Annotated in this window: 22 protein-coding genes; 11 read left to right on the top strand and 11 right to left on the bottom strand. The window is 64.6% G+C overall.

Annotated elements, in window-relative coordinates; translation table 11 throughout:
• Position 1: 1 nt before the first annotated feature.
• The 4 genes from hemF to ABWO90_RS10855 all read right to left on the bottom strand — a co-directional run bounded on the left by hemF (position 2) and on the right by ABWO90_RS10855 (position 4,316).
• Positions 2-937 carry an oxygen-dependent coproporphyrinogen oxidase gene (hemF, locus tag ABWO90_RS10870; protein WP_353191237.1) on the bottom strand — a complete coding sequence of 312 codons (936 nt, stop codon included), beginning with the start codon at positions 935-937 and terminating at the stop codon, positions 2-4.
• 187 nt (positions 938-1,124) lie between these two features.
• Positions 1,125-2,027: a mechanosensitive ion channel family protein gene (locus ABWO90_RS10865; RefSeq protein ID WP_353191236.1), complete on the bottom strand. Its 903-nt coding sequence runs from the start codon at positions 2,025-2,027 to the stop codon at positions 1,125-1,127.
• A 284-nt stretch (positions 2,028-2,311) separates the two neighbouring features.
• The gene (gene purD / locus ABWO90_RS10860) at positions 2,312-3,589 is read right to left on the bottom strand and encodes a phosphoribosylamine--glycine ligase (protein WP_353191235.1); all 1,278 of its coding nucleotides are present in this window, start codon (positions 3,587-3,589) and stop codon (positions 2,312-2,314) included.
• Position 3,590: 1 nt separating this feature from the next.
• Positions 3,591-4,316 carry a YebC/PmpR family DNA-binding transcriptional regulator gene (locus ABWO90_RS10855; protein WP_353191234.1) on the bottom strand — a complete coding sequence of 242 codons (726 nt, stop codon included), beginning with the start codon at positions 4,314-4,316 and terminating at the stop codon, positions 3,591-3,593.
• A gap of 328 nt (positions 4,317-4,644) precedes the next feature.
• On the opposite strand from ABWO90_RS10855, the gene ABWO90_RS10850 reads away from it, so the two are divergent.
• Together ABWO90_RS10850 and ABWO90_RS10845 are read left to right on the top strand one after the other, a co-directional pair.
• Positions 4,645-6,105 (top strand): helicase HerA-like domain-containing protein, encoded by a 1,461-nt coding sequence (locus ABWO90_RS10850; RefSeq protein WP_502922595.1) that lies wholly within the window; start codon positions 4,645-4,647, stop codon positions 6,103-6,105.
• A 100-nt stretch (positions 6,106-6,205) separates the two neighbouring features.
• Positions 6,206-7,126 carry a DMT family transporter gene (locus tag ABWO90_RS10845; RefSeq protein WP_353191232.1) on the top strand — a complete coding sequence of 307 codons (921 nt, stop codon included), beginning with the start codon at positions 6,206-6,208 and terminating at the stop codon, positions 7,124-7,126.
• Positions 7,127-7,171: 45 nt separating this feature from the next.
• Here the strand turns inward: ABWO90_RS10845 and upp are convergent, their stop codons facing one another.
• Positions 7,172-7,822, bottom strand: a complete 651-nt coding sequence (gene upp, locus ABWO90_RS10840) for a uracil phosphoribosyltransferase (protein WP_353191231.1) — start codon at positions 7,820-7,822, stop codon at positions 7,172-7,174.
• Between the two features lie 191 nt (positions 7,823-8,013).
• Here upp and ABWO90_RS10835 point away from each other — a divergent pair, with 191 nt between their 5' ends.
• From ABWO90_RS10835 to ABWO90_RS10825, 3 genes are all read left to right on the top strand, one after another.
• Positions 8,014-8,793: an SDR family oxidoreductase gene (locus ABWO90_RS10835; RefSeq protein ID WP_353191230.1), complete on the top strand. Its 780-nt coding sequence runs from the start codon at positions 8,014-8,016 to the stop codon at positions 8,791-8,793.
• Positions 8,794-8,814: 21 nt separating this feature from the next.
• Positions 8,815-9,228, top strand: coding sequence for a methylglyoxal synthase (locus ABWO90_RS10830; RefSeq protein WP_353191229.1), 414 nt, complete (start codon positions 8,815-8,817; stop codon positions 9,226-9,228).
• 85 nt (positions 9,229-9,313) lie between these two features.
• Positions 9,314-10,288, top strand: a complete 975-nt coding sequence (locus ABWO90_RS10825) for a quinone oxidoreductase family protein (RefSeq protein ID WP_353191228.1) — start codon at positions 9,314-9,316, stop codon at positions 10,286-10,288.
• A 65-nt stretch (positions 10,289-10,353) separates the two neighbouring features.
• Here ABWO90_RS10825 and ABWO90_RS10820 read toward each other — a convergent pair whose 3' ends face one another.
• A complete protein-coding gene (locus ABWO90_RS10820) occupies positions 10,354-10,635 on the bottom strand; it encodes a YkvA family protein (RefSeq protein ID WP_353191227.1) in 282 nt (93 codons plus the stop codon).
• A 365-nt stretch (positions 10,636-11,000) separates the two neighbouring features.
• On the opposite strand from ABWO90_RS10820, the gene ABWO90_RS10815 reads away from it, so the two are divergent.
• Entirely contained in the window at positions 11,001-12,479 is a 1,479-nt protein-coding gene (locus ABWO90_RS10815) for a gamma-glutamyl-gamma-aminobutyrate hydrolase family protein (protein WP_353191226.1), read from the top strand.
• A gap of 134 nt (positions 12,480-12,613) precedes the next feature.
• Here ABWO90_RS10815 and ABWO90_RS10810 read toward each other — a convergent pair whose 3' ends face one another.
• Both ABWO90_RS10810 and ABWO90_RS10805 read right to left on the bottom strand, forming a co-directional pair.
• Positions 12,614-13,777: a porin gene (locus ABWO90_RS10810; RefSeq protein ID WP_353191225.1), complete on the bottom strand. Its 1,164-nt coding sequence runs from the start codon at positions 13,775-13,777 to the stop codon at positions 12,614-12,616.
• Between the two features lie 858 nt (positions 13,778-14,635).
• Positions 14,636-15,877 (bottom strand): sigma-54-dependent Fis family transcriptional regulator, encoded by a 1,242-nt coding sequence (locus tag ABWO90_RS10805; RefSeq protein ID WP_353191224.1) that lies wholly within the window; start codon positions 15,875-15,877, stop codon positions 14,636-14,638.
• Between the two features lie 181 nt (positions 15,878-16,058).
• On the opposite strand from ABWO90_RS10805, the gene ABWO90_RS10800 reads away from it, so the two are divergent.
• Positions 16,059-17,003 (top strand): LysR family transcriptional regulator, encoded by a 945-nt coding sequence (locus ABWO90_RS10800; RefSeq protein WP_353191223.1) that lies wholly within the window; start codon positions 16,059-16,061, stop codon positions 17,001-17,003.
• 99 nt (positions 17,004-17,102) lie between these two features.
• On the opposite strand, the gene ABWO90_RS10795 is transcribed toward ABWO90_RS10800, so the two are convergent.
• From ABWO90_RS10795 to ABWO90_RS10785, 3 genes are all read right to left on the bottom strand, one after another.
• Complete coding sequence (locus tag ABWO90_RS10795; protein WP_353191222.1) at positions 17,103-17,858, bottom strand: SDR family NAD(P)-dependent oxidoreductase; 756 nt, start codon at positions 17,856-17,858, stop codon at positions 17,103-17,105.
• A gap of 102 nt (positions 17,859-17,960) precedes the next feature.
• Positions 17,961-19,823 (bottom strand): TRAP transporter large permease, encoded by a 1,863-nt coding sequence (locus ABWO90_RS10790; protein WP_353191338.1) that lies wholly within the window; start codon positions 19,821-19,823, stop codon positions 17,961-17,963.
• Between the two features lie 15 nt (positions 19,824-19,838).
• Positions 19,839-20,858: a TRAP transporter substrate-binding protein gene (locus ABWO90_RS10785; protein ID WP_353191221.1), complete on the bottom strand. Its 1,020-nt coding sequence runs from the start codon at positions 20,856-20,858 to the stop codon at positions 19,839-19,841.
• A gap of 694 nt (positions 20,859-21,552) precedes the next feature.
• On the opposite strand from ABWO90_RS10785, the gene ABWO90_RS10780 reads away from it, so the two are divergent.
• The 4 genes from ABWO90_RS10780 (at position 21,553) to ABWO90_RS10765 (ending at position 25,384) form a co-directional block, all read left to right on the top strand.
• Positions 21,553-22,719 carry an acetyl-CoA acetyltransferase gene (locus ABWO90_RS10780; RefSeq protein ID WP_353191220.1) on the top strand — a complete coding sequence of 389 codons (1,167 nt, stop codon included), beginning with the start codon at positions 21,553-21,555 and terminating at the stop codon, positions 22,717-22,719.
• A gap of 102 nt (positions 22,720-22,821) precedes the next feature.
• Entirely contained in the window at positions 22,822-24,432 is a 1,611-nt protein-coding gene (locus ABWO90_RS10775) for an acyl-CoA synthetase (RefSeq protein ID WP_353191337.1), read from the top strand.
• Positions 24,429-24,974, top strand: coding sequence for a PPC domain-containing DNA-binding protein (locus ABWO90_RS10770; RefSeq protein WP_353191219.1), 546 nt, complete (start codon positions 24,429-24,431; stop codon positions 24,972-24,974). The genes ABWO90_RS10775 and ABWO90_RS10770 overlap by 4 nt, the downstream gene beginning before the upstream one ends.
• Positions 24,971-25,384, top strand: a complete 414-nt coding sequence (locus ABWO90_RS10765) for a PPC domain-containing DNA-binding protein (protein WP_353191218.1) — start codon at positions 24,971-24,973, stop codon at positions 25,382-25,384. Before ABWO90_RS10770 ends, ABWO90_RS10765 begins: the two co-directional genes overlap by 4 nt.
• Positions 25,385-25,426 lie beyond the last annotated feature (42 nt).

The following is a 25,426-nucleotide window of genomic DNA, read 5'->3' as shown; positions in this document are numbered from 1 at the left end:
TTCACACCCAGTCGCGGCGAACGAGGAAGTCGGTGTAGAGCTTCGCTTCCGGGGTATCGGGTTCCGGCTTCCAGTCGTAATGCCACTTCACGATCGGTGGCATCGACATCAGGATCGATTCGGTGCGTCCGCCCGATTGCAGGCCGAAGTGCGTGCCGCGATCCCAGACCAGATTGAATTCGACGTAGCGGCCGCGGCGATGCGCCTGGAAATCGCGTTCGCGCTCGCCATACGGCATGCCGCGGCGGCGCTCGACGATCGGCACGTAGGCGTCGAGAAAGGCATCGCCCACGCTTTGCATGACAGCGAAGCCCGTGTCGAAGCCGCCGCCCGAGAAGTCGTCGAAGAAGATACCGCCGATGCCGCGCGGCTCCTGACGGTGCTTCAGATAGAAGTATTCGTCGCACCAGCTCTTGAAGCGCGGATACCACTCGGTGCCGAACGGGTCGAGCGCGTTCTTGCATGTCTGATGGAAGTGCTGGCAGTCCTCTTCGTACGGGTAGTACGGCGTGAGATCCATGCCGCCGCCGAACCAGAAGGCGGGGGCTTCGCCCGGGGCGGTCGCAATCAGAATGCGCACGTTGAAGTGTACGGTCGGGCAGTACGGGTTGCGCGGGTGCAGGACCAGCGAGACGCCGAGGGCCTCGAAACCGCGCCCGGCCAGCTCGGGGCGCGAGGCGCTGGCCGAGCCCGGGAGCTTGTCGCCCACCACGTGGGAGAAGTTCACGCCGCCGCGCTCGAAGAAGTCGCCGTCGTCGAGCACGCGCGTGCGGCCGTCACCACGCAGCGCGCCATCGGCCGGGCGTTGCCAGTCGTCGGCGAAGAAGCGTTTGCCGTCGAGGCGCTCGAGCGTTTCGACGATACGGTCCTGAAGGCCAAGAAGATAGGTGCGTACCGCGGCCGTATCCGGCGACGGTGCGGCGTCTTGCGCTGCCATGCTGTCACATCCCTGTACGTGGTCGTTACCGCGATTGTACCGGCAGCGACCCGTTCGGGGCAGACCCGGGCGGCGAAGCGGCTTGCCGAATGCCGCCCGGATGACCTGCATCAACCGGACCGGAATGCCGAGGCGTGCCGCATGTCTCGAATTACCGATCCGGCGCGCCGAGGCAGTGCAGGGGCGTTCAGGCCGTGGGGGCGGCTGGCGAAGCCGGGGCGTTCGGCAAGGGCGGCATGGCAGCCGAGCCGCCTGCCGCGATGGGCGATGCGGCGTTGCCGAGGTCTGACGGTGGCGGCATGTAGATCTGACGCGGCGCCGGTACCGGCCAGTGGGCCGTGCCGCCGACTTCCGAGATGGCCTTGTTGGTATCGAAATACACCTGCCAGTAGTCGCGGTTGTGGCAGTACGGGCGCACCGCCAGCACCGGCCCGGCCGGGTTGAACTCGAGAATCACGACGTCGACCGCCGGGGTGCTCATCACGTTGGGAATCTGCGCCACGCGGGCCTTGAGGCGGGCGATGGCGTCCTGCACGTCGACCGTGTGCGCGAGTTGCGCCGTGAGGTCGACCCGCCGGAACGCGTTGGCGTCGTACACCGTGATGTTGTCGCCGAAGACCTTGGTGTTGCCCACGTACACGCGCAGATTGTCGGCGGTCGTGAGCGTGGTCACGAACAGGCCGATCTCGTCGACGACGCCTGTCACACCGCCCGCGCTGATCATGTCGCCGGTCTTGAACGGACGCAGCACGATAAGGAAGATGCCGGAGGCGAAGTTCGACAGGAGGCCCGACCATGCCGCGCCGATGGCGATACCTGCGGCGGCGAGGAGTGCGGCGAACGACGTCGTCTCGATCCCGCAGACACTGAGGATGGAAATGATCAGTGCGATGCGCAAGGCAATGCGCAGCGTCGATTCGGTGTAGCGAACGAGGGTGGGATCGATGGCGCGTCGGGTCATCGCACTGCGAACGAGTCGCGCCACCACGTTGATGACGAGGCCGCCGATGACCCAGATGACGACGGCCATCACGATCTTCAGACCGAACGGCACCAGGTAGTTATTGACCAGCTTGTCGAGGTCGAACATGAAAGTCTCCGTCGAACGAATCGATGACTGCGTCTGTCGGGAAAACTGCATGAATTCCGCCGGGCCGGCCGGATACGTCGAAGCGCACGGGGAGAAGGAAAGGGCGTCGACGTCGTGCCAGCGTGCCAACTTGGTCATCGCTTGTCAATCGCGGCCCCGCGACGGTGTTGCGACGCCAGAATGACAACGGCCCGGGAGAACGCAATGGTTTCCCGGGCCGTGGCCTGCCGACTCAGCGGATATCGAGGGCTCGATGCTTCGCGACCCGCTTGCGGCGGTGGTGCTTACTCCGGCTTGCGCGCGAGGGCGCGGTTACCGATGTCGTGGCGATACTGCATGCCGTCGAAATTGATCTGATTGACGGTCTGGTACGCCACGCTCTGGGCGCCGCGCACGGTGTCGGACAGGCCGACCACGCACAGCACGCGTCCACCGGTGACTTGCAGCACGTCGTTCTCGAGCTGGGTACCGGCGTGGAACGTCACGCACTCGGACGTCTCGGCAGGAATCTCCGAGATACGGTCGCCCTTGCGCGGGGTGTCCGGGTAGCCGTGTGCGGCGAGCACCACGCCCAGCGCATAGCGACGATCCCAGTCGAGTTCGACCTTGTCGAGCGTGCCGGCGATCGCGTGCTCGACCACGACCGAGAAGTCGCCCTTCAGACGTGCCATGATCGGCTGCGTCTCGGGGTCGCCCATGCGGCAGTTGAATTCGAGCGTCTTGACGTTGCCGTCGCCGTCGATCATCAGGCCGGCGTACAGGAAGCCGGTGAAGCGAATGCCGTCGGTCTCCATGCCGCGCACGGTCGGCATGATGATCTCGCGCATGACCTTCGCGTGAATCTGCGGCGTGACGATCGGCGCGGGCGAGTAGGCGCCCATGCCGCCCGTGTTCGGGCCCTGATCGTTATCGAGCAGACGCTTGTGGTCCTGCGACGTGGCCAGCGGCAGCACGTTCTTGCCGTCGACCATCACGATGAAGCTGGCTTCCTCGCCCTGCAGGAACCCTTCGATTACCACGCGCGCGCCGGCGTCGCCGAGCTTGTTGTCGGCGAGCATCATGTCCACGGCGTGGTGGGCTTCGTCGAGCGACATCGCCACGACCACGCCCTTGCCGGCAGCCAGGCCGTCGGCCTTGATGACGATCGGTGCGCCCTTGGCGTCGATGTAGGCGTGCGCGGCGGCGGCGTCGGAGAACGTTTCGTAATCGGCCGTCGGAATGCCGTGGCGCTTCATGAACGCCTTGGCGAAGTCCTTGGACGATTCGAGCTGTGCCGCTTCCCTGGTCGGGCCGAAGATCTTCAGGCCGCGGGCGCGGAAGATGTTGACGATACCGGCGGCGAGCGGCGTTTCCGGGCCGACCACCGTGAGGGCGATGCCTTCGCGTGCGGCGAACTCGGCCAGCACGTTCGGATCGCTGATGGGCACGTTGCGCAGGCGCTCGTCGAGCGCCGTGCCGCCGTTACCCGGTGCAACGTAGACCAGCTGGATGCGCGGCGATTGCGCGAGCTTCCATGCCAGCGCGTGTTCGCGGCCACCCGAGCCGACAACCATGATTTTCATCTTATTCCTCGATGACGGCGTTGGTGAATACTTCCTGCACGTCGTCGAGGTTTTCGAGCGCGTCGAGCAGCTTCTGCATCTTCACGGCGTCATCGCCGGTGAAGACCACTTCGGTTTGCGGCTTCATCGTGACTTCGGCGACTTCGGCCTTCAGGCCGGCCGCTTCGAGCTTGTCCTTGACCGCCTGGAAATCGTTGGGCGGGCAAACGACTTCGAAACTGCCGTCGTCATTGGTGATCACGTCGTCCGCACCGGCGTCGAGCGCCACTTCCATGAGCTTGTCTTCCGAGGTTTCCGGCGAGAACAGGAACTGACCGCAGTGCGTGAAGAGGAAGGCCACCGAGCCGTCGGTGCCCATGTTGCCGCCGAACTTCGAGAAGGCGTGACGCACTTCCGCGACCGTACGCACGCGGTTGTCCGTCATGGTGTCGACGATCACGGCCGCGCCGCTCAGGCCATAGCCTTCGTAACGGATTTCTTCGTAGTTGGCGCCGTCAAGACCGCCCACGCCGCGATCGATCGCGCGTTTGACGTTGTCCTTGGGCATGTTCGCGTCGGCAGCCTTTTCCACGGCCAGACGCAGGCGCGGGTTGCTGTCGGCGTCACCGCCGCCCAGGCGCGCGGCCACGGTGATTTCCTTGATCAGGCGTGTCCAGACTTTACCGCGCTTGGCATCGGCTGCTGCCTTTTTGTGTTTGATGTTGGCCCATTTGCTATGACCCGCCATGAATTTCTCCGTCGTGCCGCGCTGGGCGGCGATGTATGCCCTGTCGTTCGAGCGGCAACCTGCCGCTATAATCGGAGGCAATTTTATCATGCCGCCGCACCGTGCCACGGGTGTTTGCTGCGCCGTGTCACGACCCCCGCCGCGTCTACCGCCGAGGTCTCTCATGCCCAAGAAGCCCGTGCCGCCGCAAGCGCCCCAGAGCGCGGCCGCCTCCGTCGCTCCCGCCTCCGCCGTTCCCGAGGCGCAGACGCCCGCCCCCGCGCCGGACACCGGCGATCTCCTCGTCATCGCCCGCAACAACGAGCATGTTCTTGGCCTGCTGCCCGCAATGGGCAATCGCCACGGCCTGATCACCGGCGCCACTGGCACCGGCAAGACCGTGACGCTGCAAGTCATGGCGCAGGCGTTCTCCGACATCGGCGTGCCGGTTTTCCTGGCCGACGTGAAGGGCGACCTGACAGGCATCACGCAGCCGGGCGTCGAGACGCCCAAGCTCAAGGATCGTATCGCCAATCTGGGCTTCGAGACGCCGGACTGGCACGGTAGCCCTGCCACGCTGTGGGATGTGTTCGGCGAGCAGGGGCATCCGGTGCGCGCGACCGTCTCCGATCTCGGGCCGTTGCTCCTCTCGCGCCTGCTGGGCCTGAACGAGACGCAGACCGGCGTGCTCAACCTCGTCTTCAAGATTGCCGACGACAACGGTCTGTTGCTGCTCGACAGCAAGGACCTGCGCGCCATGCTCCAGCATGTGGGCGACAACGCGTCGACCTTCACCACCCAGTACGGCAACATCTCGGCCGCGTCGGTCGGTGCGATCCAGCGCGGACTGCTCACGCTCGAACAGCAAGGCGCGGACAAGTTCTTCGGCGAGCCGATGCTCAACATCGAGGACTTCATGCAGACCGACGCGCAGGGTCGCGGTGTGGTGAATATTCTCGCGGCGGACAAGCTGCTGGCCGCGCCGCGCATCTACGCGACTTTCCTGCTCTGGCTGCTCGCCGAGCTGTTCGAGCGGTTGCCCGAGGTGGGCGATCCCGACAAGCCCAAGCTCGTTTTCTTCTTCGACGAAGCGCACCTGTTGTTCAACGAAGCGCCCAAGCCGCTGCTCGAACGCATCGAACAGATGGTGCGGCTGATTCGTTCCAAGGGCGTGGGCGTGTATTTCGTGACGCAGAACCCGGTCGACGTGCCCGACACCGTGCTCGGCCAATTGGGCAACCGCGTGCAGCACGCGCTGCGGGCCTATTCGCCGCGCGACCAGAAGGCGGTGAAGGTGGCGGCGCAGACCATGCGGGCCAATCCGTCGCTCGACATCGAAACGGTGATCGGCGAACTGGGCGTCGGCGAGGCGCTGGTCTCGCTGCTCGACGAAAAGGGGCGTCCCGCCGTGACGGAGCGCGCGTACATTGCACCGCCCGCGTCGCGCATCGGGCCGATCACGCCGCAGGAGCGCGCGGCGCTCATGGCCACGTCGCTGGTTGCCGGGGTGTACGAGAACGCGGTGGATCGCGAGTCGGCGTACGAGAAGCTCGTGGGCCGCACGCAGGAACGCCAGCCGGGCGCGACCACCGCCCCGGGCGGCACGGTACCGTCGTCGGGCGGCGGCCTGCTCGACACGGTGAAGGATTCGCTCGGCGGCCTCTTCGGTGGCTCAGGTGGTTCGCGCAGCAAGGACACCGCCGTGGAGGCGATGGTCAAGAGCACCATGCGCACCGTCGGCAACCAGCTCGGGCGGGAGATCGTGCGCGGTGTGCTCGGCAGCATTCTGGGCGGCAACAAGCGTCGATGAATGCGAAGATGGCGGTGTCCTCCGCACACGGCTCGCTGTCCGGGCGAGCCGCAGAACCCGCGCGATTCCCACGAGATTCCCACGAGACCCTCGCTAACTCATGTCGCTGAAAACCTCGATGGACCCGGTGCGCACCGGCGTGGCACACGACCCGCTGTGGCTGCGCGCCGCGCCCCTCATCTTCCTGTTCCTGTGGTCCGTCGGCTTTACCGTCGCCAAGATCGGCCTGGCGTATGCCGACCCGCTCACGTTCCTCGCCCTGCGCTACGGTCTGGTGCTCGTGCTACTCGCCCCGCTGGCGATCGTCATGCGCCCGCCGCTACCGAAGACGGCGGCCGCATGGGGCCACCTCGTGGTCATCGGCCTGCTCATTCAGGCGCTGTATTTCAGCATGACGTATCTGGCCCTGCGCCTGGGGGTGTCGGCGGGGAGCGTGGCGCTGATTACGTCGCTCCAACCGATTCTCGTGGCGCTGGCGGTGCCGCATCTCGTTGGCGAGCGCGTGAGCGGACTGAACTGGATCGGGCTGGGGCTCGGACTGGCGGGGGCGGCGCTCGTGATCGTGGCGCGCTCGGCAGTGGAAGCGACGTCGACGCTGGGACTGGTGCTCACGTTCGTGGCGCTCGGCGCCATCACCTGCGGCACGCTCTACGAGAAACGCTTCGGCGTGGGACAACATCCGATCACGTCGAATCTGGTGCAGTACGCCGTGGGCTTTGCGGCCACGCTGCCGCTCGCATGGTGGCTCGAACCGATGCACGTCGACTGGACATGGCAACTCGGCCTCACGCTCGTCTATCTGGTGATCGGCAACTCGATCGTCGCGATCTCGCTGCTGCTGGCGATGATCCGCCGGGGCGAGGCCTCGCGCGTCTCGGCGCTGTTCTTCCTCGTGCCGCCCTCGGCGGCGCTGGCGGCGTGGCTCATGGTCGGGGAGCACATGCCGCCGCTGGCCTGGGCCGGCATGGTGCTGGCGGCCGTTGGGGTGGCGATGGCCACGCGCCGCAAGGCGGCCAGATAGCAAAAGCCCCGGCGGGGCCGGGGCTTTTGCGTCATCGATGCAACCTCAGTTCTTGGTGCCGAACAGGCGGTCGCCTGCGTCGCCCAGCCCGGGAATGATGTAGGCGTGGTCGTCCAGACGTTCGTCGAGCGAGGCCACGTACAGCTTCACGCCCGGATGCGCGTCGTGGAGCACCTTCACGCCTTCGGGCGCCGCCACCAGCGCGAGGAACGCAATGTTCTCCTCAGCCACGCCGCGCTTGCGCAGCACGTCTACGGCGTGCACGGCCGAGTAGCCGGTGGCGACCATCGGATCGCACAGGATGAAGCGGCGGTCGGCCACGTCGGGCAGGCGCACAAGGTATTCGACCGGACGATGCTGCTCGTCGCGGTACACGCCAATGTGACCCACACGCGCGGACGGCACCAGATCGAGCAGGCCGTCGCTCATGCCGACACCGGCGCGCAGCACCGGCACGATGGCGAGCTTCTTGCCTGCGATGACGGGGGCGTCCATGGCGACCATCGGCGTGTCGATGCGTTCGGTCGTGAGCGGCAGGTCGCGCGTGATTTCGTAGCCCATGAGCAAGGTAATCTCGCGCAGCAGGCCGCGGAACGTGCGCGTCGACGTTTCCTTGTCGCGCATGTGCGAGAGCTTGTGCTGGATCAGCGGGTGATCGCAGATAAAGAGATTCGGGAAGCGGGTGTCTTGTTTCATGGCAGGGCGCGCAATTGCGGCAGTCGGGGGCAGGGCCGGTTTAGCCCGCATGGCCGCGATTTTAACCGATGCGGCACGCAGCGGCGCGAACGCGATTCCCTTAGAATCGGTGCGAGGCGCCCCCAGGGGCCCACATTGTGCTGCATCGCCGTATTCGATTAATGCTTCACTCGTCTGGAAGGCTGGCTGACATGGATCTGGGAATCAAGGGCCGCACCGCGCTGGTGTGCGGCGCGAGCAAGGGGCTGGGGCGCGCGTGTGCGCAGGCGCTGGCCGACGCGGGCGTCAATCTCGTCATCGTGGCGCGCGGGGTCGACGCGCTGAACGTGGCCGCCGACGAGATTCGCGCCGCCACGGGGGTGAGCGTCACGGCCGTGGCGTGCGACATCACCACGCCTGAAGGCCGTGCACAGGCGCTCGCCGCATGTGCGCAGCCCGATATTCTCGTGACGAATGCGGGCGGTCCGCCCCCGGGCGACTTCCGCGACTGGCAACGCGACGACTGGATCCGCGCGCTCGACGCCAACATGCTCACGCCCATCGAACTCATCAAGGCGACGGTCGACAGCATGATCGCGCAGGGCTTCGGGCGTATCGTGAACATCACGTCCTCGGCCGTAAAGGCGCCGATCGATATCCTCGGCCTGTCCAACGGGGCGCGCTCGGGGTTGACGGGCTTTGTCGCCGGCCTGGCGCGCACGACCGTGGCGCACAACGTGACCATCAACAATCTGCTGCCGGGTGCGTTCGACACCGACCGCCTGGCCGGCACCATGCAGGCATGGGCCTCGAAGAGCGGTCAGACGGTCGACGAAGCGCGGGCCAGGCGCGCTGCCGCGATTCCGGCGCGCCGCTTCGGCCAGCCGGACGAATTCGGCGCGACCTGCGCATTCCTGTGCAGTGCCCGCGCAGGCTACATTACCGGGCAGAACGTGCTGATCGACGGCGGCGCCTACCCGGGCACGTTCTGACCCAAACTGGAAAACGCTTCAATGACTGTTTCGACCGTACCGAATGTCCGCATCGCGCTGATTGCGCACGACAAGAAGAAGGATGAGATTCTCGCGGTCGCCCGCGATTACGTCGACGTGCTGCGCCAGTGCCAGCTCGTGGCTACGGGCACGACGGGCGGACGCATCGCGACCGAGCTTGGCCTCGAAGTGGAGCGCAAGCTCTCGGGACCGCACGGTGGCGACCTCCAGATCGGCGCACAACTGGCCGAGGGGCGCGTCGACATGGTGCTGTTCCTGCGCGACCCGATGACGCCGCAGCCGCACGAGCCCGACATCAACGCGCTGGTGCGCGCCTGCGACGTGCATAACGTGCCATGTGCGACGAATAGCGCTACGGCGCGTTTGCTGCTTGAACAACTGATCGTGCGCCTGGCGGCCGAGCCGAAGGCGTGACGCATGCCGGATGCCGCCCGGCGGCCGCGAGGCACGGCGTGCGGCGACGATCCGCAATTCCCTGAAAAATAGCCAAGGAGCGAGGATGACAAAAGCGATCCGTATTGAACAGAACGGTGGCCCGGAAGTGATGAAGTGGGTCGATGTCGAAGTCGGTGAGCCGGGGCCGGGCGAGGCGCGCGTGCGCCACAACGCCGTGGGGCTGAATTACATCGACGTCTATTTCCGCACGGGCCTGTATCCGCAGCCGCTGCCGGCCGGTCTCGGCATGGAAGCGGCGGGCGTGGTCGAGGCTGTGGGCGAGGGCGTCACGCATGTCAAGCCGGGCGACCGTGTCGCGTATGCGAGCCGTCCGTGTGGCGCGTATTCGCAGGCGCGTGTGATGCCGGCCGCGCCGCTGGTGCGGTTGCCGGACAGCATCAGCGACGATCAGGCCGCGGCGATGATGCTGCAGGGCATGACGGCGCAGTATCTGCTGCGTCGCACGTATCCGGTGAAGGCGGGCGACACGATCCTGATTCACGCGGCGGCGGGCGGTGTCGGGTTGATCGTGTGTCAGTGGGCCAAGGCGCTCGGCGCGACGGTGATCGGCACGGTCGGTTCCGACGAGAAAGCGGCGCTCGTGCGCAAGCATGGCTGCGATCATCCGATCGTCTACACGCGCGAGAATTTCGTCGAGCGAGTCAAGGAGATTACCGGTGGCGAAGGCGTGCCGGTCGTCTACGATTCGATCGGCAAGGACACGTTCATCGGCTCGCTCGACTGCCTGCGTCCGCTGGGCACGATGGTGAACTTCGGTAACGCGTCCGGCGCCGTCACGCAGATCAACACGGCGGATCTCGTGTCGCGCGGCTCGCTGTTCTTCACGCGTCCGACGCTGTTCAACTACACGGCGAAGCGTGAAGACCTCGAAGCCACGGCCAATGAGTTGTTCGATGTCGTGGCCAAGGGCGCGGTGAAGATCGAGGTCAACCAGCGTTACGCGTTGGCCGATGTGGCGCAGGCGCATCGCGATCTCGAAGCCCGCAAGACGACGGGCTCGACATTGCTCATGCCTTGAGTGCGGCGTAGGGATTGACGAAAAAGGGACGCCTCGTGCGTCCCTTTTTCGTGGCGTGCCATCGTTCAGGCGCGCTGCGTGAACACATGGGCGCGCGCGTCTTCGCGCACGTCGAACGGCAGACGGCCGATCAGCCAGTGCACGACCATGCCGATCACGACAACATCGTCGAGCAGACCGAACACCGGCACGAAGTCCGGGATCAGGTCGAAGGGGCTGATCAGATAGACGCCGAGCAGCGCGACGGCGGGCAACAGCCACCACGGACGGCGCGGATCGCGGGCGGCGTGCCAAAGCACGCGGAAATCGTGGCGAGCAATTTGCCACAGGCGCAGAAAACGCTTCACTTGCAGGCTCCTGAAACTAAAGTGCCCGGCGTTAACGGGATAACGGGATAACGGCGGGCAATTTCATTCAATCGACGCAAACATCGCGCAAAATCGAACGAATGTCTTGCAATTTGTCTCGATTATACGCGTCGCCCGCCGAGTTTGCCGGCGATGCGATCAGGCTTCCGACGCGCGACAATTGTGTTCGACATCACGCCGGCGCGACGGTTGCATGGGGTGCCATCGAGCGTAGGCTGTGTGTGCCGGAGGCTGTGGCGGTGTGGGGTTCTCCGGTTGCGGCGGGATAGACGCGGCGGGATAATTTCCCGGTTCTCGTGGTCCATCCTTTTTTCCCCCTTTGCGGACGTTTTCAAAAAGCCATCATGACCGACGCTCAAGATCCGAAATCGCCGAAGCAACCCGACGGGCCGAGCCATCCGCAAACGCCCGAACCCGATGCGAGCAAGAGCGCAACGCCGCAACAAACCTCGTCGCCTGCGCCGTCGGGCGGGCCGTCCGACTACGTAGCGCCCGCGTCGCCGCAGACACCGCATCCGACTGCGAAGCCGGTGGCCGGCACGTCGGAAGGCTCGTCGGGCATGCCGCCGAACCCCGATACGCTCACGCGCCCGGTGCCGCCGGCCGAGTCCGCGGCATCGGCCGACGCAACGGCAGAAAAGCCGCAATCGGCACCGGCGACAGCGACAGCGTCGGCGAAACCGTCTGCGGAAGTCGCCTCGGACCGCAATCCGATCGGTGCGCCAGTGCCGAAGTCAGGCGACGACGTCAAAGCGGCCGGTGTCGGCAGTGCGGGCGGCGCGATCGGCGAGGCAGGCGCGGCAGGCGCCGCAAGTGGTTCGGCGCCCGGTGACGGTACTTCGGGTGCGGGCGGTGGCGGTGGGGGTGGCGGTGAACCGCCACATCAGCCGTCGTTCGGCTCGGGGGCGCCGCGTCCGGGGAGTCCGGCATCGATGGGTGGTCAGCCTTCGTATCTGCAGGCGGGCGACTCGCCGTGGTCGGTTTTGCGTCGCATCATGTCCGCACGATTTCGCGCCTGGTACGACCGCGCCGGGCAACGCATCACGCAGCGCACGCTGAAGATCGGTATCTCGGCGCGCATTTTCCATCCGGAGCCAGGCTCGAAAGGGTTGCGCAGTAAAACGTTGCAATACCTCGAAGAATCGATCGCCCACTGGGTGATGTCGCGCGACGTGCTGGTCTTCATGATTCCGACGGTCGACACGCAGGGCCAGTTGCATCCGAGCCATATCCGCCTGCACGACTACGCCAAGCATCTCGACGGCCTGGTGTTGCAGGGCGGTGCCGACGTGTCGCCATTGACCTATTCGGAAGTCGCGACGCGTCACGAATGGCAGGGCGATCGCATGCGCGACATGTACGAACTCGAGTTGCTGCACGAATTCGTCGAGCAGGGCAAGCCGATTCTCGGTGTGTGCCGGGGTTGTCAGTTGATCAATGTGGCATTCGGTGGCACGTTGCATCAGGACATCGCGACCGATCTTCCGGAAGCGATCCCGCACGTGACGGAAACCTACGAGCACAACCGCCACACGCTGACCTTCCCGGAAGGGTCGTCGCTCGCACAGATGCTCGCACCGACCGCCGTGCCGATCGTCAACTCGATTCATCACCAGTCGGTGAAGACACTCGGGCGCGATCTGAGCGTGGAAGCGGTGTGTGCGGAAGACGGCGTGGTGGAAGCGATCCGGTATCGCAAGGCGCCGTTCGTGATGGGATTGCAGTGGCACCCGGAGTTTCACCGCGCAGGCGGGCCGGAGTTCCTGGACTGCACGCCGGTACTCGATAACTTCCTGCGTGCCGCGCGTGAAACGCGCTTCTGACGTGAACGTCTGTGAGAGGTGAGATCGATGGCGGCGTGCGATATTGCACGCGACCATGAAAAAAGGGCAGCCGAGGCTGCCCTTTTTCGTGTCAGGAGTACCGCGATGCGACTGCGGTACTCACGCCGCTTTGATTAGAAGCGGTGACGGATACCCGTGCCCACAACGGTTTGCGAGCTGGTCGACGACATACCGCCGGCAGCGCCGACACCGGCTGCGAGGCCCGTGCCTTCGTTGTCGGAGATGTGCTGGTACGAACCCGTCAGGTACACATCGGTGCGCTTCGACAGACGGTAGTCAGCTTGCAGCGTAACGGTGTGGAACTTCGGCTTCTTGTCCGTCGAATCTTGCTTGGCCATCGTGTACACGTACGCGGCCGACAGCGAGACTGCCGGGGTCAGCATGTAGCGACCGTTGACTTCGAAGTTGTCGAACTTCAGGCCGTCGTTGTTGAAACCAACTGCGGTGCTGTTGTAGTTGATGCCAGCCAGACCTTGGAGTTGGGTGTGCGTGTACACCAGGCCGACCGTTGCCGGGCCGAAGGCGTAGTTACCACCGATACCCCAAACGCGTTGCTTCTGTGCGTTGAAGACCGAGTCACCGCCAGCCGACGTGTCGACTGCGCCCGTTGCGTTGTTGTTACCCGGATTGCCTTGGCGCTCCAAGTAAGCAGCAGCAACCGTCAGCGGGCCGTTAGCGTAGTTCACGCCGGCGCTGAATGCACGGTTGTTGGCGAAGTCACCAGCCTTGTTCGAGAAGCCATACAGGCCGCCGAAGGTCAGGCCGTTGTAGTTGGCGCTCGAGTACTTGACCGAGTTGTTCACACGGAACGAGTTGTTCGTGTTGTCGTTGTCATACGGGTGGGCTGCGATCGTGCCGCCGAACTGCGTACCGTTCAGGGTCAGCGGAGCGAGGTAATCAACCACCGAGTCGTACTGACGACCGAACGTGACGGCGCCGAACTTGTCGTTCTGCAGGCCGACGAAGGCTTGACGACCGAACATGCGGTTGTTTTGGCCCAGGTTGCCGTTGTTGATCGAGAAACCGTTTTCCAGCACGAAGATGGCCTTGTTACCGCCACCCAGGTCTTCCGAGCCCTTCAGGCCCCAACGGCTGCCGTTGATCAGGCCGCTCGTTGCGCGGAAGTTCTTCGAACCCGAAGCACCGATCGTGTTGGTCGAGTTGCTGGTGTAAGCAACGCCAGCGTCGATCAAGCCGTACAGCGTGACGCTGCTTTGTGCATGTGCGCCCACCGAGAACGCGCCGATCGCGGCTGCGGCAAGAAGAGTTTTTTTCATGGTTTAAGCTCCAGTAACGTGACACGAATCGCAGAATTCGCGTGAAAACAGAACGCGGCGAAACAGAACATGTCGAGGTGACGGTTTGTCATTCGCGGACCCGATCAGGTATCGGCACTGCTCTGTTGACAGGGGGCAGTGTATGAGTGCGCGTTACTCCCGCCTATTTCAGAATCCGCAAGAATCTATTTCATATCCGAAAACAATCTTGCAAACGTGCCGTAAAGCGTTGTCGGATAAGGGATTGGCTTGATTAAGCCTAGGCGAGAATTGGCAATGCAAGCGAGGTGTGTTGCGCTCGGGACACACTGGAACCTGCCCGAAGAAGCGCGTGGGAAGCGCCGTCAGCGCTGGATTTGCGCCGGACACGCATCGTTGAATTTAGTTCCGTGTGTGCGTGCTCATGTCGCGGCGGTGTATCGCGTGCGCAGCGCATCGAGCGAATTCGATGCACACGATCGAGAGAGGATCCGGACGTCGGACTCGGGACGATGATCGTTGCGTAGCGATGCGACTATATAGATACGCATGCTTCGAAGTGTCGAGACATCGCCATCGGCTTGTCATCGAGGCCACGTACTCGCGCGTGATGCGGGAATTCTGAAAATCTTTCAAGCGACAGAAAGCGGGATGGTCAAAAAATCCCTTTATTCATGGGGTTTTGTGGAACTATTTCGAGTCGGCAAATAATGAATTGCGTCGAATGATGAGAATGATTTTTGGCGTCGGACCTATACTACGTTCCGCGAGAAGTAGACTTTTGCGTTGAGTGAAAAGTCTCCAAACCTTGGCGCGGCCTGATTGGCCGCGCTTTTTTTTGCCCGCGCGATTTGCATGTCTTCGCGCGGGCGCGACGCGCTATGCGAAGCGCGCCGTGCTCAGTGCGTCACCGCAATCGCGCACGTGCGGAATGCTGAACTGCTTGAGCTTGCGATAGAGCGACGCGCGACAGAAGCCAAGTGTCCGTGCCGCTGCGGAAATATTCCAGCGATGTTGCGCCAGAGCTTGCACGATGCGCTCGCGTTCGTCGTCGTGATCCATGTCATGCATCGCGTGCGCATTGCCATCGACGCGCGATACAGTTTCGTTGTCTTGCCGTGAGCTCGCCAATGTCGTCACGGTGTCGCGATTCGGCAAGGCTTGTGCGCGCGACGCTTGCAACGTCGTCATCAACTCCGGCGGCAAGTCCATCGCGGTCAACTGATTCCCGTTCATCACCGCACACGCGTAGCGCAATGCCGCGCGCATCTGGCGCAGATTCCCCGGCCATGCGTGGGTGAGCAGACAGGTGAGCGCCTCGGCCGACACGCGAGCCAGCGCCTGATCGGCGCGCAACCCTTCCCATTCGTCACACAGCATGCGCGCGATGAGTTCCGGCTTGTCGTCACGTTCGCGCAGCGTCGGCAACGTCAGAACCCCCACGGCAATCCGGTAATAGAGATCTTCGCGGAATGCGCCCTGCGCGACGGCGCTCGCCAGATCCTGATGCGTCGCGCAGATGAGTTGCACGTCGACCGGCACCGGATGGCTGGCACCCAGCGGCGTAACTTCGCGTTCGGACAAGACACGCAGCAAGCGCGTTTGCAGCGCATAGGGCATGTCGCCGATTTCGTCGAGGAACAGCGTGCCGCCGTCGGCCTGTTGCAGCTTGCCTTTCATCCCGCCGGGCAACGCACCCGAGAACGCACCGCGCTGATAGCCAAATAGCTCGCTCTCGACGAGATGCTCGGGGAGCGACGCCGTGTTGATCGCCACGAACGCTTGCGCGCGGCGCTCGCTGTATTCGTGCAGTGCGCGGGCGAGAAACTCCTTGCCGGTTCCCGTCTCGCCGAGAATCAGCACCGGAATGCCGCGATCGACGAGACGTTTGCCGCGCGCGAGCAGGTCGCGCATGCGGGCGTCGGTGCCGCACAGGTCGTCGATCTCGAGATAGTCGGGGCGCATGCGGCATGCCGCAGCAGGGGCGGCGGGCGCGCGCGCGATGCGCTCTGCGAGCGCGGCAATGTGGTGGAAAGCGGTATTGGCATTGGCCGCGCCGAGGGGGCTTGCGTGGCCGACAGGTCGAGCGGGGGCAGACGCTACAGCGAGGTGAGCGGGCATGACTTGTCTCCTTCTCGTATTGGTACGAAAGGGCGCCGTCGTTGGCTTGTGGCCTGGCGATTCCTGACGTCTCTTTATGTGGCGGACAGCACGGGTGGCCAACCGCCAATGCAGGATACGACTGCACAGTCATAACATCCAATACAATATTGATGCGCTATTAATACCTTTGAGGTATCAAATGATCGAGTTGCGTCATTTCCAGTACTTTGTGGTGCTCGCGGAGACGTTGCATTTCGGCCGGGCCGCCCAGCAATTGCATATCTCGCAGCCACCGCTGTCGCGCCAGATTGCGCTCATGGAGGCGGAACTGGGCGTGCAGTTGTTCGAGCGCACGCGCCGCAGCGTGCGTTTGACGCGCGCGGGCGCACGCTTCTATCAGGACGCTGTGGATATCCTGAATTCCGTCGACCGGGCGCGGCGCAACGTGGTGGCGGCGAGCCGCGGGGAAGATGGCGCGATTACGGTGGGCTTCATGATGTCTTCCGCGTACAACATCCTGCCGGCGCTCACGCGGACTTACGCGTCGGCGTATGCGCGCGTGGACATGAAGCTGGCGGAAACGCTGCCGAATCTGCTGGCAGAAGCGGTGCGTACCGGACGGACCGACGTGGGCATCATGTACCGTCCGGAGGATCTCACGGGGCTGGAGACGGCGACGGTGTTTCGCGAGGAGATGGTGGCGGTGCTGCCGCGCACGCACGCGCTGGCATCGCTAGACGTGCTCGACGCCTCCCAACTGGCCGAGGAGTCATTCGTGAGCATTCCGCGCGAGATTGCGCCGCTCGTCTACGATCTGGTCGTCGATCATTGTCGCCGTGCGGGGTTCTCGCCGCACATCCGGCTGGAGACCAACCTGCAGCAGACGATTATCAACCTCGTGGGGGAGGGGCTCGGCGTGGCAATGGTGCCGATGTCGATGAGTAGTGCGAGCGCGTCGGGCAGCGCCGTCTTCAAACCGTTGCACAACGCGCCGGTGGCAGAGGTGGCCTTGCTGTGGAGCCGGGACAATCACAATCCGTGCGTGGAGACGTTCGTGGAGAATGCGCGGCAGGTGTGGCGCGACATGCAACGGGCGCCGAACGCGCGGCTGGTGCCCGATCTTCCGGACACCCGCCTGCGCTGAACGTCGGCGCATCGGCACTGCAGCACCACGGCACCTCAACACCGGGTGTGTCGACGTTCGCGCCAGTGCCCGGAACCTGATGAATCGGCGTGCGCCGCGTCAGATTTCCAGAATGCCCGCGGCGACGAAGCCGCCGTCGACCGGCAGGATGTGCCCGGTCACATACGACGAATCCTCCGACGCCAGAAAGCTCACCGCCCCGGCGATCTCACGCGGCTGCCCGTAGCGGCCGAGTGGCGTCGTCTCCGTGTAGTGACGGCGCGAGACGTCGGAATGCAGCACCTGCGTGAGCGGCGTGTCGACGGGGCCTGGGGCGATGCCGTTGGCCGTAATGCCGAACGGTGCCAGTTCGATGGCCATCTGCCGCGTGAGGCCGATCACGGCGGCTTTCGACGTGCCGTATGCCGTGCGACCGGCGCTCGCCAGAATGCCGGCGACCGACGCCAGGTTCACGATCCGTCCCCAGCGCTGCTCACGCATGAGCCGCGCGGCGTGCTGCCCACACAGCAGCGTGCCCGTGAGGTTCACGTTCATGACCTGATGCCAGTGATCGATCGGGTAATCGAGGAACGGGAACGTCTTGGCGATGCCTGCGTTGTTCACGAGTACATCGCACCGGCCATGCCGCTGGGCGACCTGCGCGAAACCGTCGGCAATCGACTGCGCGTCGCCCACGTTCATGCCCAGCGCCCATGCGGTGCCGCCGGCGGCGGTGAGCTTCGCCGCCGTCTCGGCCGCCGCCCCTTCGTTCAGGTCGGCAACGACCACCGTCATGCCGTCGTTCACCAACCGTTCGCAAATGGCGGCGCCAATGCCCATGCCGCCACCCGTGACCACTGCAACTTTCTCCGTCATGCTATGGACTCCTAATTTTATTGACATCTACAGCACGGGCCCCGCCGCCAGCAGCGCGGCGGAGCCCGTCGGTGAAAACGCGAAATCGTTAGCGGATTTGCCTTACTTGAGGAAACCGATCGAGATCCAGGGAACGAAGACCACGATCAGCAGGGCGATCAGCAGTGCGCCCATGTAGGTCCACATCCGGTTGAACACCTTGTCGGGCGACGTCTTGCCGATCGCGCATGCCGCATAGAACCCGACACCGAGCGGCGGTGCGAACAGGCCCATGCCCATCGACAGAATCACGACCATTGCGTAATGCACGTCGTGAATGCCCAGCGAGCGCGCCACGGGGAAGAGCAGCGGTCCGAACAGCACGATGGCCGGAATGCCTTCGAGCACGCTGCCCAGTACGATGAACACGACCATCGAGATGAGCAGGAAGCCGACCTGTCCGCCCGGCACGCCGTGCATCAGGCCGACGAGCTTTGCCGAGAAGCCCGATTGCGTGAGCGCCCACGCCATCGCCGTGGCCATGCCGATGATGAGCAGGATGGCGCCGGAGAGCGCCGCGGTTTCCGTAAGCAGCGGATACAGTCGCTTGAAGTCGAGATGCTTCTTGAAGATATGGACGATCAGGCCGATCACGATCGTGTAGGCGATGCCCACCGTCGAGACTTCGGTGGCCGTCGCTGCGCCTTCGATCACGGCGGTGCGAATCAGGATCGGCAGGGCGAGCGCCGGCAGCGCTATGACGAACGTCTTGCCGATCACGCCCCACGGCGCGCGCCGCGCCGCGTTCGGGGCCTCCTTGCGCGAACGCGCGAAGCACACCACCACGATGGCGAGCGTGGCGATGACCGCAGGCAGCAGGCCGCCCACGAAGAGCGCCGTGATCGACACGCCGCAAACGGCGCCGATGGTGATGAGCACGAGGCTCGGCGGGATCGTCTCCGTCATGGCGCCGGTCGACGAGAGCAGCGCCACGAGGTCTTCGGGTTTGGAGCCGCGCCGCTGCATCTCGGGGAAGAGCGCGGGGGCGACGGCGGCCATGTCGGCGGCCTTGGAGCCGGAAATCCCGGACACCAGGAACATGGCGCCGAGCAGCACGTACTGCAGGCCGCCGCGAACGTGGCCGAGCAACGACGCCATGAATTCGATCAGGCTGCGGGCGAGCCCGCTCATCTCGATGAGCGCGCCGAGCAGCACGAACAACGGCACCGACAGCAGGATCAGGCCCGACATGCCTTCGTCCATGCGACTCACGACGATTTGCAGCGGGGCGTCGGTCACGAGCGCGAGGTAGGCGAGCGTGGCCGTGCCGAAGGCGAAGGCGATGGGAATGCCGCCTGCCACGCACGCGCCCACGATCAGCACGAAGAACACCAGCAGGTTGTAGTTGCCCATCGCGATGAGCGCCGGGCGGCCGAGCCACAGCGCGGCGCCGAGGGCTGCCACGAACAGCACGCCGAGGCCGAACTGGCGCAGGCTCGAACAACGTGCCATGCGCGAAATGGCGGCGATCAGCATCAGTGCCGCACCGACCGGCAACGCCGCAGCGCGCAGTCCGTCAGGAATTTCCAGCGCGGGCGTGGTGATGTCCATCTGTTCGATGGCATGCGTGTACGCGGGCATGATGATGAGCGCGACGAACACGCAGACCGTGAGCGCGGCCATGGTCTGGAACCAATCGCGCCATGCCGGGGGAAGTTTGTTGACGATGGCGGACAGACGCATGTGCTCGCCGCGATCGAGCGCGATCACGGCACCGAGCATCGACAGCCAGATGAACAGAATCTGGGCGAGCTCGTCTGACCAGGTGAGCGGATTGTCGAACCCGTATCGCGAGATCACGCCCGCGAGCAGGATGAGTGTCTCCGCCACCACCAGCAGCACGGCAACCGTCTCGGTGACTTTCATCACCGCGCGGTTGACATGGCAGAAGAGGCGGGCGAGCGCGTGCGTCGGCTCGGCCGTCATCGTCAACGTTTCCATTTACGCGAGCTTCCCGGTGTACTTTTCCAACATGGCCCATGCCTCGTCGCCGAACTTCTTGTGCCATTCGGCGTAGAAGCCGGCGCTGCGAAGCTTGTCGCGGAACTGCTCGTTGTTCGGTGCGTTGAACACGAGACCCTTCTGCTTGAGCTCGGCCATCACGCCGTCGTTGAGCTTGCGCACGTCGTCGCGTTGCAGCATGGCAGCGGCGTTCACGTTGGCGGTCACGATGGCCTGCAGGTCCTTGGGCAGCTTGTCCCACTTCTGCTTGTTGGCGAGGAACCAGAAGCCGTCCCACATGTGGTTCGTCATCGACACGTACTTCTGCACCTCGTACAGCTTGGCCGTGGTGAGCAGCGCGAGCGGGTTCTCCTGCGCCTCGACGATGTGCGTCTGCAGGGCGGAATACACTTCGGCGAAGTTGATCGACGTGGGCGACGAATCGAATGCCTTGAACATCGAGGTCCACAGCGGGCTTGTCGGCACGCGGATCTTCAGGCCCTTGAGGTCGGTCGGCGAATTGATCGGGCGGCTGCTCGTCGTGATCTGGCGATACCCGTTTTCCCAGATCTTGTCGAACGCGAACACGGACGTCTTCGCGATCTGGCCGCGAACGTGCGCCCCGAGGTCGCCGTCCATGGCGGCCCACACCTGGCCGTAGTCCTTGAACGCGAAGCCCACGCCGGAGATCTGCGCCGAGGGCACGAGCGTGCCGAGAATCAGCGGCGAGAGCGTGAAGTAGTCGATGGCTCCCGAGCGAATCTGACTCAGCATGTCGCTATCGCTGCCGAGCTGGTTGTTCGGGTAGATCTGGAAGTCGATACGACCTTTCGATTGCTCCGCGATCTTCTGCGCCATTTCCTTGGCGCGGATGTTCATCGGGTGGCTGACAGGAAGGTTGTTGGCGAACTTCAGCGTGAATTCGGCGGCGTGGGCCTGCGTCTGATACAACCCCGTAGCGGCGGCGGCCGAAGTGGCTGCCACGACCTTGATGAAGTGGCGGCGATCCATGGTGCTCATACTGCATGTCTCCTGTTTATTGGTTTGGTGACTGCGTCTGAAGCGCGAGGCGCGCGAAGGTGTTGCCGTGCAATGCCCCGGCCAACTCGCGTCATGCGGCTCACAAGTGGCTTGGCTATCTTACGCAAGTCGAATGCCAGTTCGCGGCCCGAACGGGAAAACCCTTACGTTGTTAAGCATCAGTGAATTCCCGGGGGCGCGCGCGCTGCGGTGCCGCCTGTCCGGTCATGCCTTGCCGTGGCTTGCCCCGCTGCCTTTTACCTGATGGAACGGATTGCCTTCGGCTGTCCCCGCCCGGGCTTCGCGAGACACGCATGTCGCCGCGTCATCGTGAGACACCTGTCGCATTTCGGGTGTCCGTTGCGACACCTGTCGCACATGCTGGACACCTTCGATGCGACAGGTGTCGCACGCGCGAGGCGGGGCGAAGGCGTGTTGCGGCACAGCAAATTGCCGTCACGCGGTGCGCATCCGAATTCACTTGATGGAAGGTGGCGGGCGGCTTTACGCTTACGTCAATTGCGGGACGCGCCACAAGCGCGGACATTGCAGTGCACGTTGCTGAACCGCAAGGAGGACGCAAGGGGCAGTCGATGCCGCTCGCGGTACACCGCGACGCGCCAGGCGTGTTTGGGTCTGGCATCGAAATTGCTCACCGGAGTCTGGATGACCCCAATTTTCCGGAGAACATTTCATGGTTGCTGCATGCCTTACCGGCTGGGCCCACTCCCAGTTCGGAAAACTCGATAACGTCGACGCCGAAGTGCTGCTGGCCGACGTCGCACAAGCCGCCCTCGACGACGCGGGCCTCGCGCCCGAACAGATCGACTCGATTCACGTCGGTACCTTCAACGGCGGCTTCCTGTATCAGGACTTTCCGTCCTCGCTGGTCTTCAATCGCATTCCCGGTCTGCGCTTCAAGCCCGCCACGCGCTATGAGAACGCGTGCGCCACGGGATCGGCGGCCGTTCACGGCGGCCTGCAATCCATTGAAGCGGGCAAGGCCACGCACGTGCTGGTGATCGGCTTCGAGAAGATGACCGAACTCGCCACACCGCAGGTCGGCGACGTACTGCTCAAGTGCTCCTACGCGCGGGAAGAGGCCGGCATTCCGGGCGGCTTCGCGGGGGTGTTCGGCACCATCGCGCAGGCGTACTTCGATCGCTACGGCGATCAGTCCGACGCGCTCGCCCGCATCGCCGCCAAGAACCATCGCAACGGCTCGGTGAATCCGTATGCCCACATGCGTCGCGACTTCGGCTACGACTTCTGTCGCAATGTCTCCGAGAAGAACCCGTTCGTCGCCGGCCCGCTCAAGCGCACCGACTGCTCGATGGTGTCCGACGGCGCGGCAGCGCTGGTGATCTCCAAGGCGGACGTGGCGCGCACGATGCCCAAGGCCGTGGGCTTTCGCGCGGCGGTTCAGGTCAACGACTACCTGCCGCTCTCGCGCCGCGATCCGCTCGCGTTCGAAGGCGGCCAGCACGCATGGCGTCAGGCGCTGGGCGTGGCCGGCGTGTCCCTGAAGGACCTGTCGCTGGTCGAAACGCACGACTGCTTCACCATCGCCGAGCTGATCGAATACGAAGCGATGGGACTCGCCAAGCCCGGTCAGGGCGCGAACGTGATTGCCGAGGGCATCACGGAGAAGAGCGGTCTGCTGCCGGTGAATCCGTCGGGCGGTCTCAAGGCCAAGGGCCACCCGGTCGGGGCGACGGGCGTATCGATGCACGTCATGGCGGCCATGCAGCTTACGGGCACGGCCGGGGAAATGCAGATCCCGAACGCGAAGCTCGCCGGGGTGTTCAACATGGGCGGCGCGGCGGTGGCCAACTACGTGAGCATTCTCGAGGCGCGCTGAGTCGCGTCGACATCCATCGAAGCCCTTCGACAGGTCGCGAGCCTGGGTCAGGCAGGGTGCCCGGCGGCTGCCGGGCACGCCACATCGCAAGACATCGCAACACTGCGCAAGAAGAAAGAACAGGAGACGAGCGAAATGCTCAAGAAGGTGATGAATCTCGGCCGCCTGCTGGCCGATGTTGCCCGGCGTCATCCGGACGAGCCCGGCGTGATCGTCGGCGAGAAGGTCACCACGTGGGGCGAGATCGACGCCCGCGTGAACGCCGCCGTCGAGGCGCTGCGCAAGCTGGGCGTCGGCAAGGGCGACAAACTGCTGGTGCACTCGCGCAACAATCTGCCGATTTTCGAGAGCGCGTGGATCGCGTTCCGGCTCGGGGCCGTGTGGGTGCCGACGAACTTCCGTATCACCGCGCCGGAGGCCGCCTATCTGGGGCAGTCGAGTGGGGCGTGCGTCATGATCTACGACGCCGGTTTCGAAGGACATGTCGACGCGGTACGTGCCGCGTCGCCCGCGCTGCGCCACGTGATTGCGCTGGGCGCCCCTCGCGAGGGCGAGCTGCACTACGAGACGCTGGTCGCTGAACACCTCGGCGCGCCGGACTACGAAGCCGAGGTCGAGTACGAGGACCCGTTGTGGTTCTTCTATACATCCGGCACGACCGGGCATCCGAAGGCGGGCGTGCTCTCGCACGGACAGATGGCGTTCGTCGTCACGAATCATCTGGCCGACCTGATGCCCGGCATCACCTATCGCAGCCGGTCGATGGTCGTCGCGCCGCTCTCGCATGGCGCGGGCATTCACGCCATCGTCAATACCGCACGCGGCGCGGCGAGCGTGCTGCTGCCGGGCGAGAAGATGGACGCCGAACAAGTGTGGCAGGCCATCGAGCGTCATCGTGTCGACAACATGTTCACGGTGCCGACCATCGTCAAGATGCTGGTCGAAGATCCGGCCGTCGATCGCCATGACCATAGCTCGTTGCGCTTCGTCATCTACGCCGGTGCGCCGATGTACCGCGCCGATCAGAAGTACGCGTTGCAGAAGCTGGGCCGCGTGCTGGTGCAGTACTACGGCCTGGGCGAGGTGACGGGCAACATCACCGTGTTGCCGCCCTGGCTGCATGGCGACGACGACGACGCGCCGGACGCGCGCGTGGGCACCTGCGGCATGCCGCGTACCGGCATGGAGGTGGCGATTCTCAACGAGCGCGGCGAGCGTCAGGCGCCATTCGCCTCGGGGGAGATCTGCGTGCGCGGGCCGGCCGTCTTCATGGGGTATCACAACAATCCGGACGCCAATGCGAAGGCGTTCAAGGATGACTGGTTCCACACCGGCGATCTCGGTCACGTCGACGCACAGGGGTTTCTGTACATCACGGGACGCGCGTCGGACATGTACATCTCGGGCGGCTCGAACGTCTATCCGCGCGAGATCGAGGAGGCCCTGCTCACGCACCCGTGCGTGTCGGAGTGTGCGGTGCTCGGCGTGCCCGACCCCAAGTGGGGCGAGAGCGGGCTCGCGGTGGTGGTCGCCCGGGAAGGCATGGCCGCGCAGGCCGATGAACTGCTCGGACATCTCGAAGCGCGTATCGCCCGGTACAAGTGGCCGCGTCGCTTCGTGTTCTGGAATGCCATGCCCAAGTCGGGCTACGGCAAGATCGTGAAGAAGCAAATCAAGACGATGCTCGAAGAGCAAGGAGACTATCGACTATGAAACCTGCGCTTTCGCGGATCTATCGGCATGCAGGCGCCCCCACGTTACCCCGTGTGGAAGACTGCGTGTTGAGCGGGCAGCACGAACTGCGCGTGACGATCCGGTCTGGTGCGAATCTCGGCGAGTCCCTGCGCGCGGCGTTATCCCGCTATGCGTATGGTGGCGGCGTCGGGCGGTTTTGCGCGGGCACCGCGCGAGGACTGCGGTATCACATGATCGAAACGACCACGGACACGGAGCGTCCCTTCGGGTACGGGGCGCCGGTCGACGAAGCCCGCGAAGTGGATCTGATCGGCGGCGCGATCACCATCGGCCGCACGGCCGACGGCGCCACGCTGCTGCATTGCCATGCGGGGTTTTCCGATCCGACGGGGGCGTTGCATGGCGGGCATCTGATCCTCGATCACACCTGGGCCGGCGACGAGCCCGTGGTGATTCGTCTGTGTCTGTTCGAGCACGGCGGCTACGTGACGGGCGATGACGAGGAAACGCGCTTTCACTTGCTGCGTCCGTCTGCGGTGCGCCCGGGAGGTCTCTCATGAGCGCGGCACTGGAGGTGCCCGTCGCCATCGAGAACGGCACATTGGGACGGCTCGTCGTGGCGCGTCTCAAGCCCAATCAGGACCTGACGGAGAGCATCGAGGCGCTGTGCGCCGAGCATGGCATCTCGCGGGCCATCGTGCGCGGCGCGGTCGGCAGCCTGATCGACGCGCGTCTGGCGTTTCGTGCGGGCGACGGCTGGCGGGAGCAGGTCGTGAACGGGCCGGGGGTGGAGATCCTCAACGTGTTCGGTGAAGTCGATGTCGGGTCCGATGCTGCCCAGGCGTTGCCGATGCTCCACGGCATGGTGGCCGATACCGAGGGGCGCATGTTCGCGGGACGCTTCGTGCGCGGCGGCAATCTCTCGTTCATCACCATCGAAGTGACGTTGCAGGAGTGGTTGCCCGCGTAGCGCGTTGTCGTGCGCGGTGGTCGAAAAGCCAACGGGGAGTCT

The sequence above is a fragment of the Pandoraea pnomenusa genome (genome assembly GCF_040391475.1).
Lineage (GTDB): Bacteria > Pseudomonadota > Gammaproteobacteria > Burkholderiales > Burkholderiaceae > Pandoraea > Pandoraea pnomenusa_C.
This window is presented reverse-complemented; position numbering and strand designations above follow the sequence as displayed.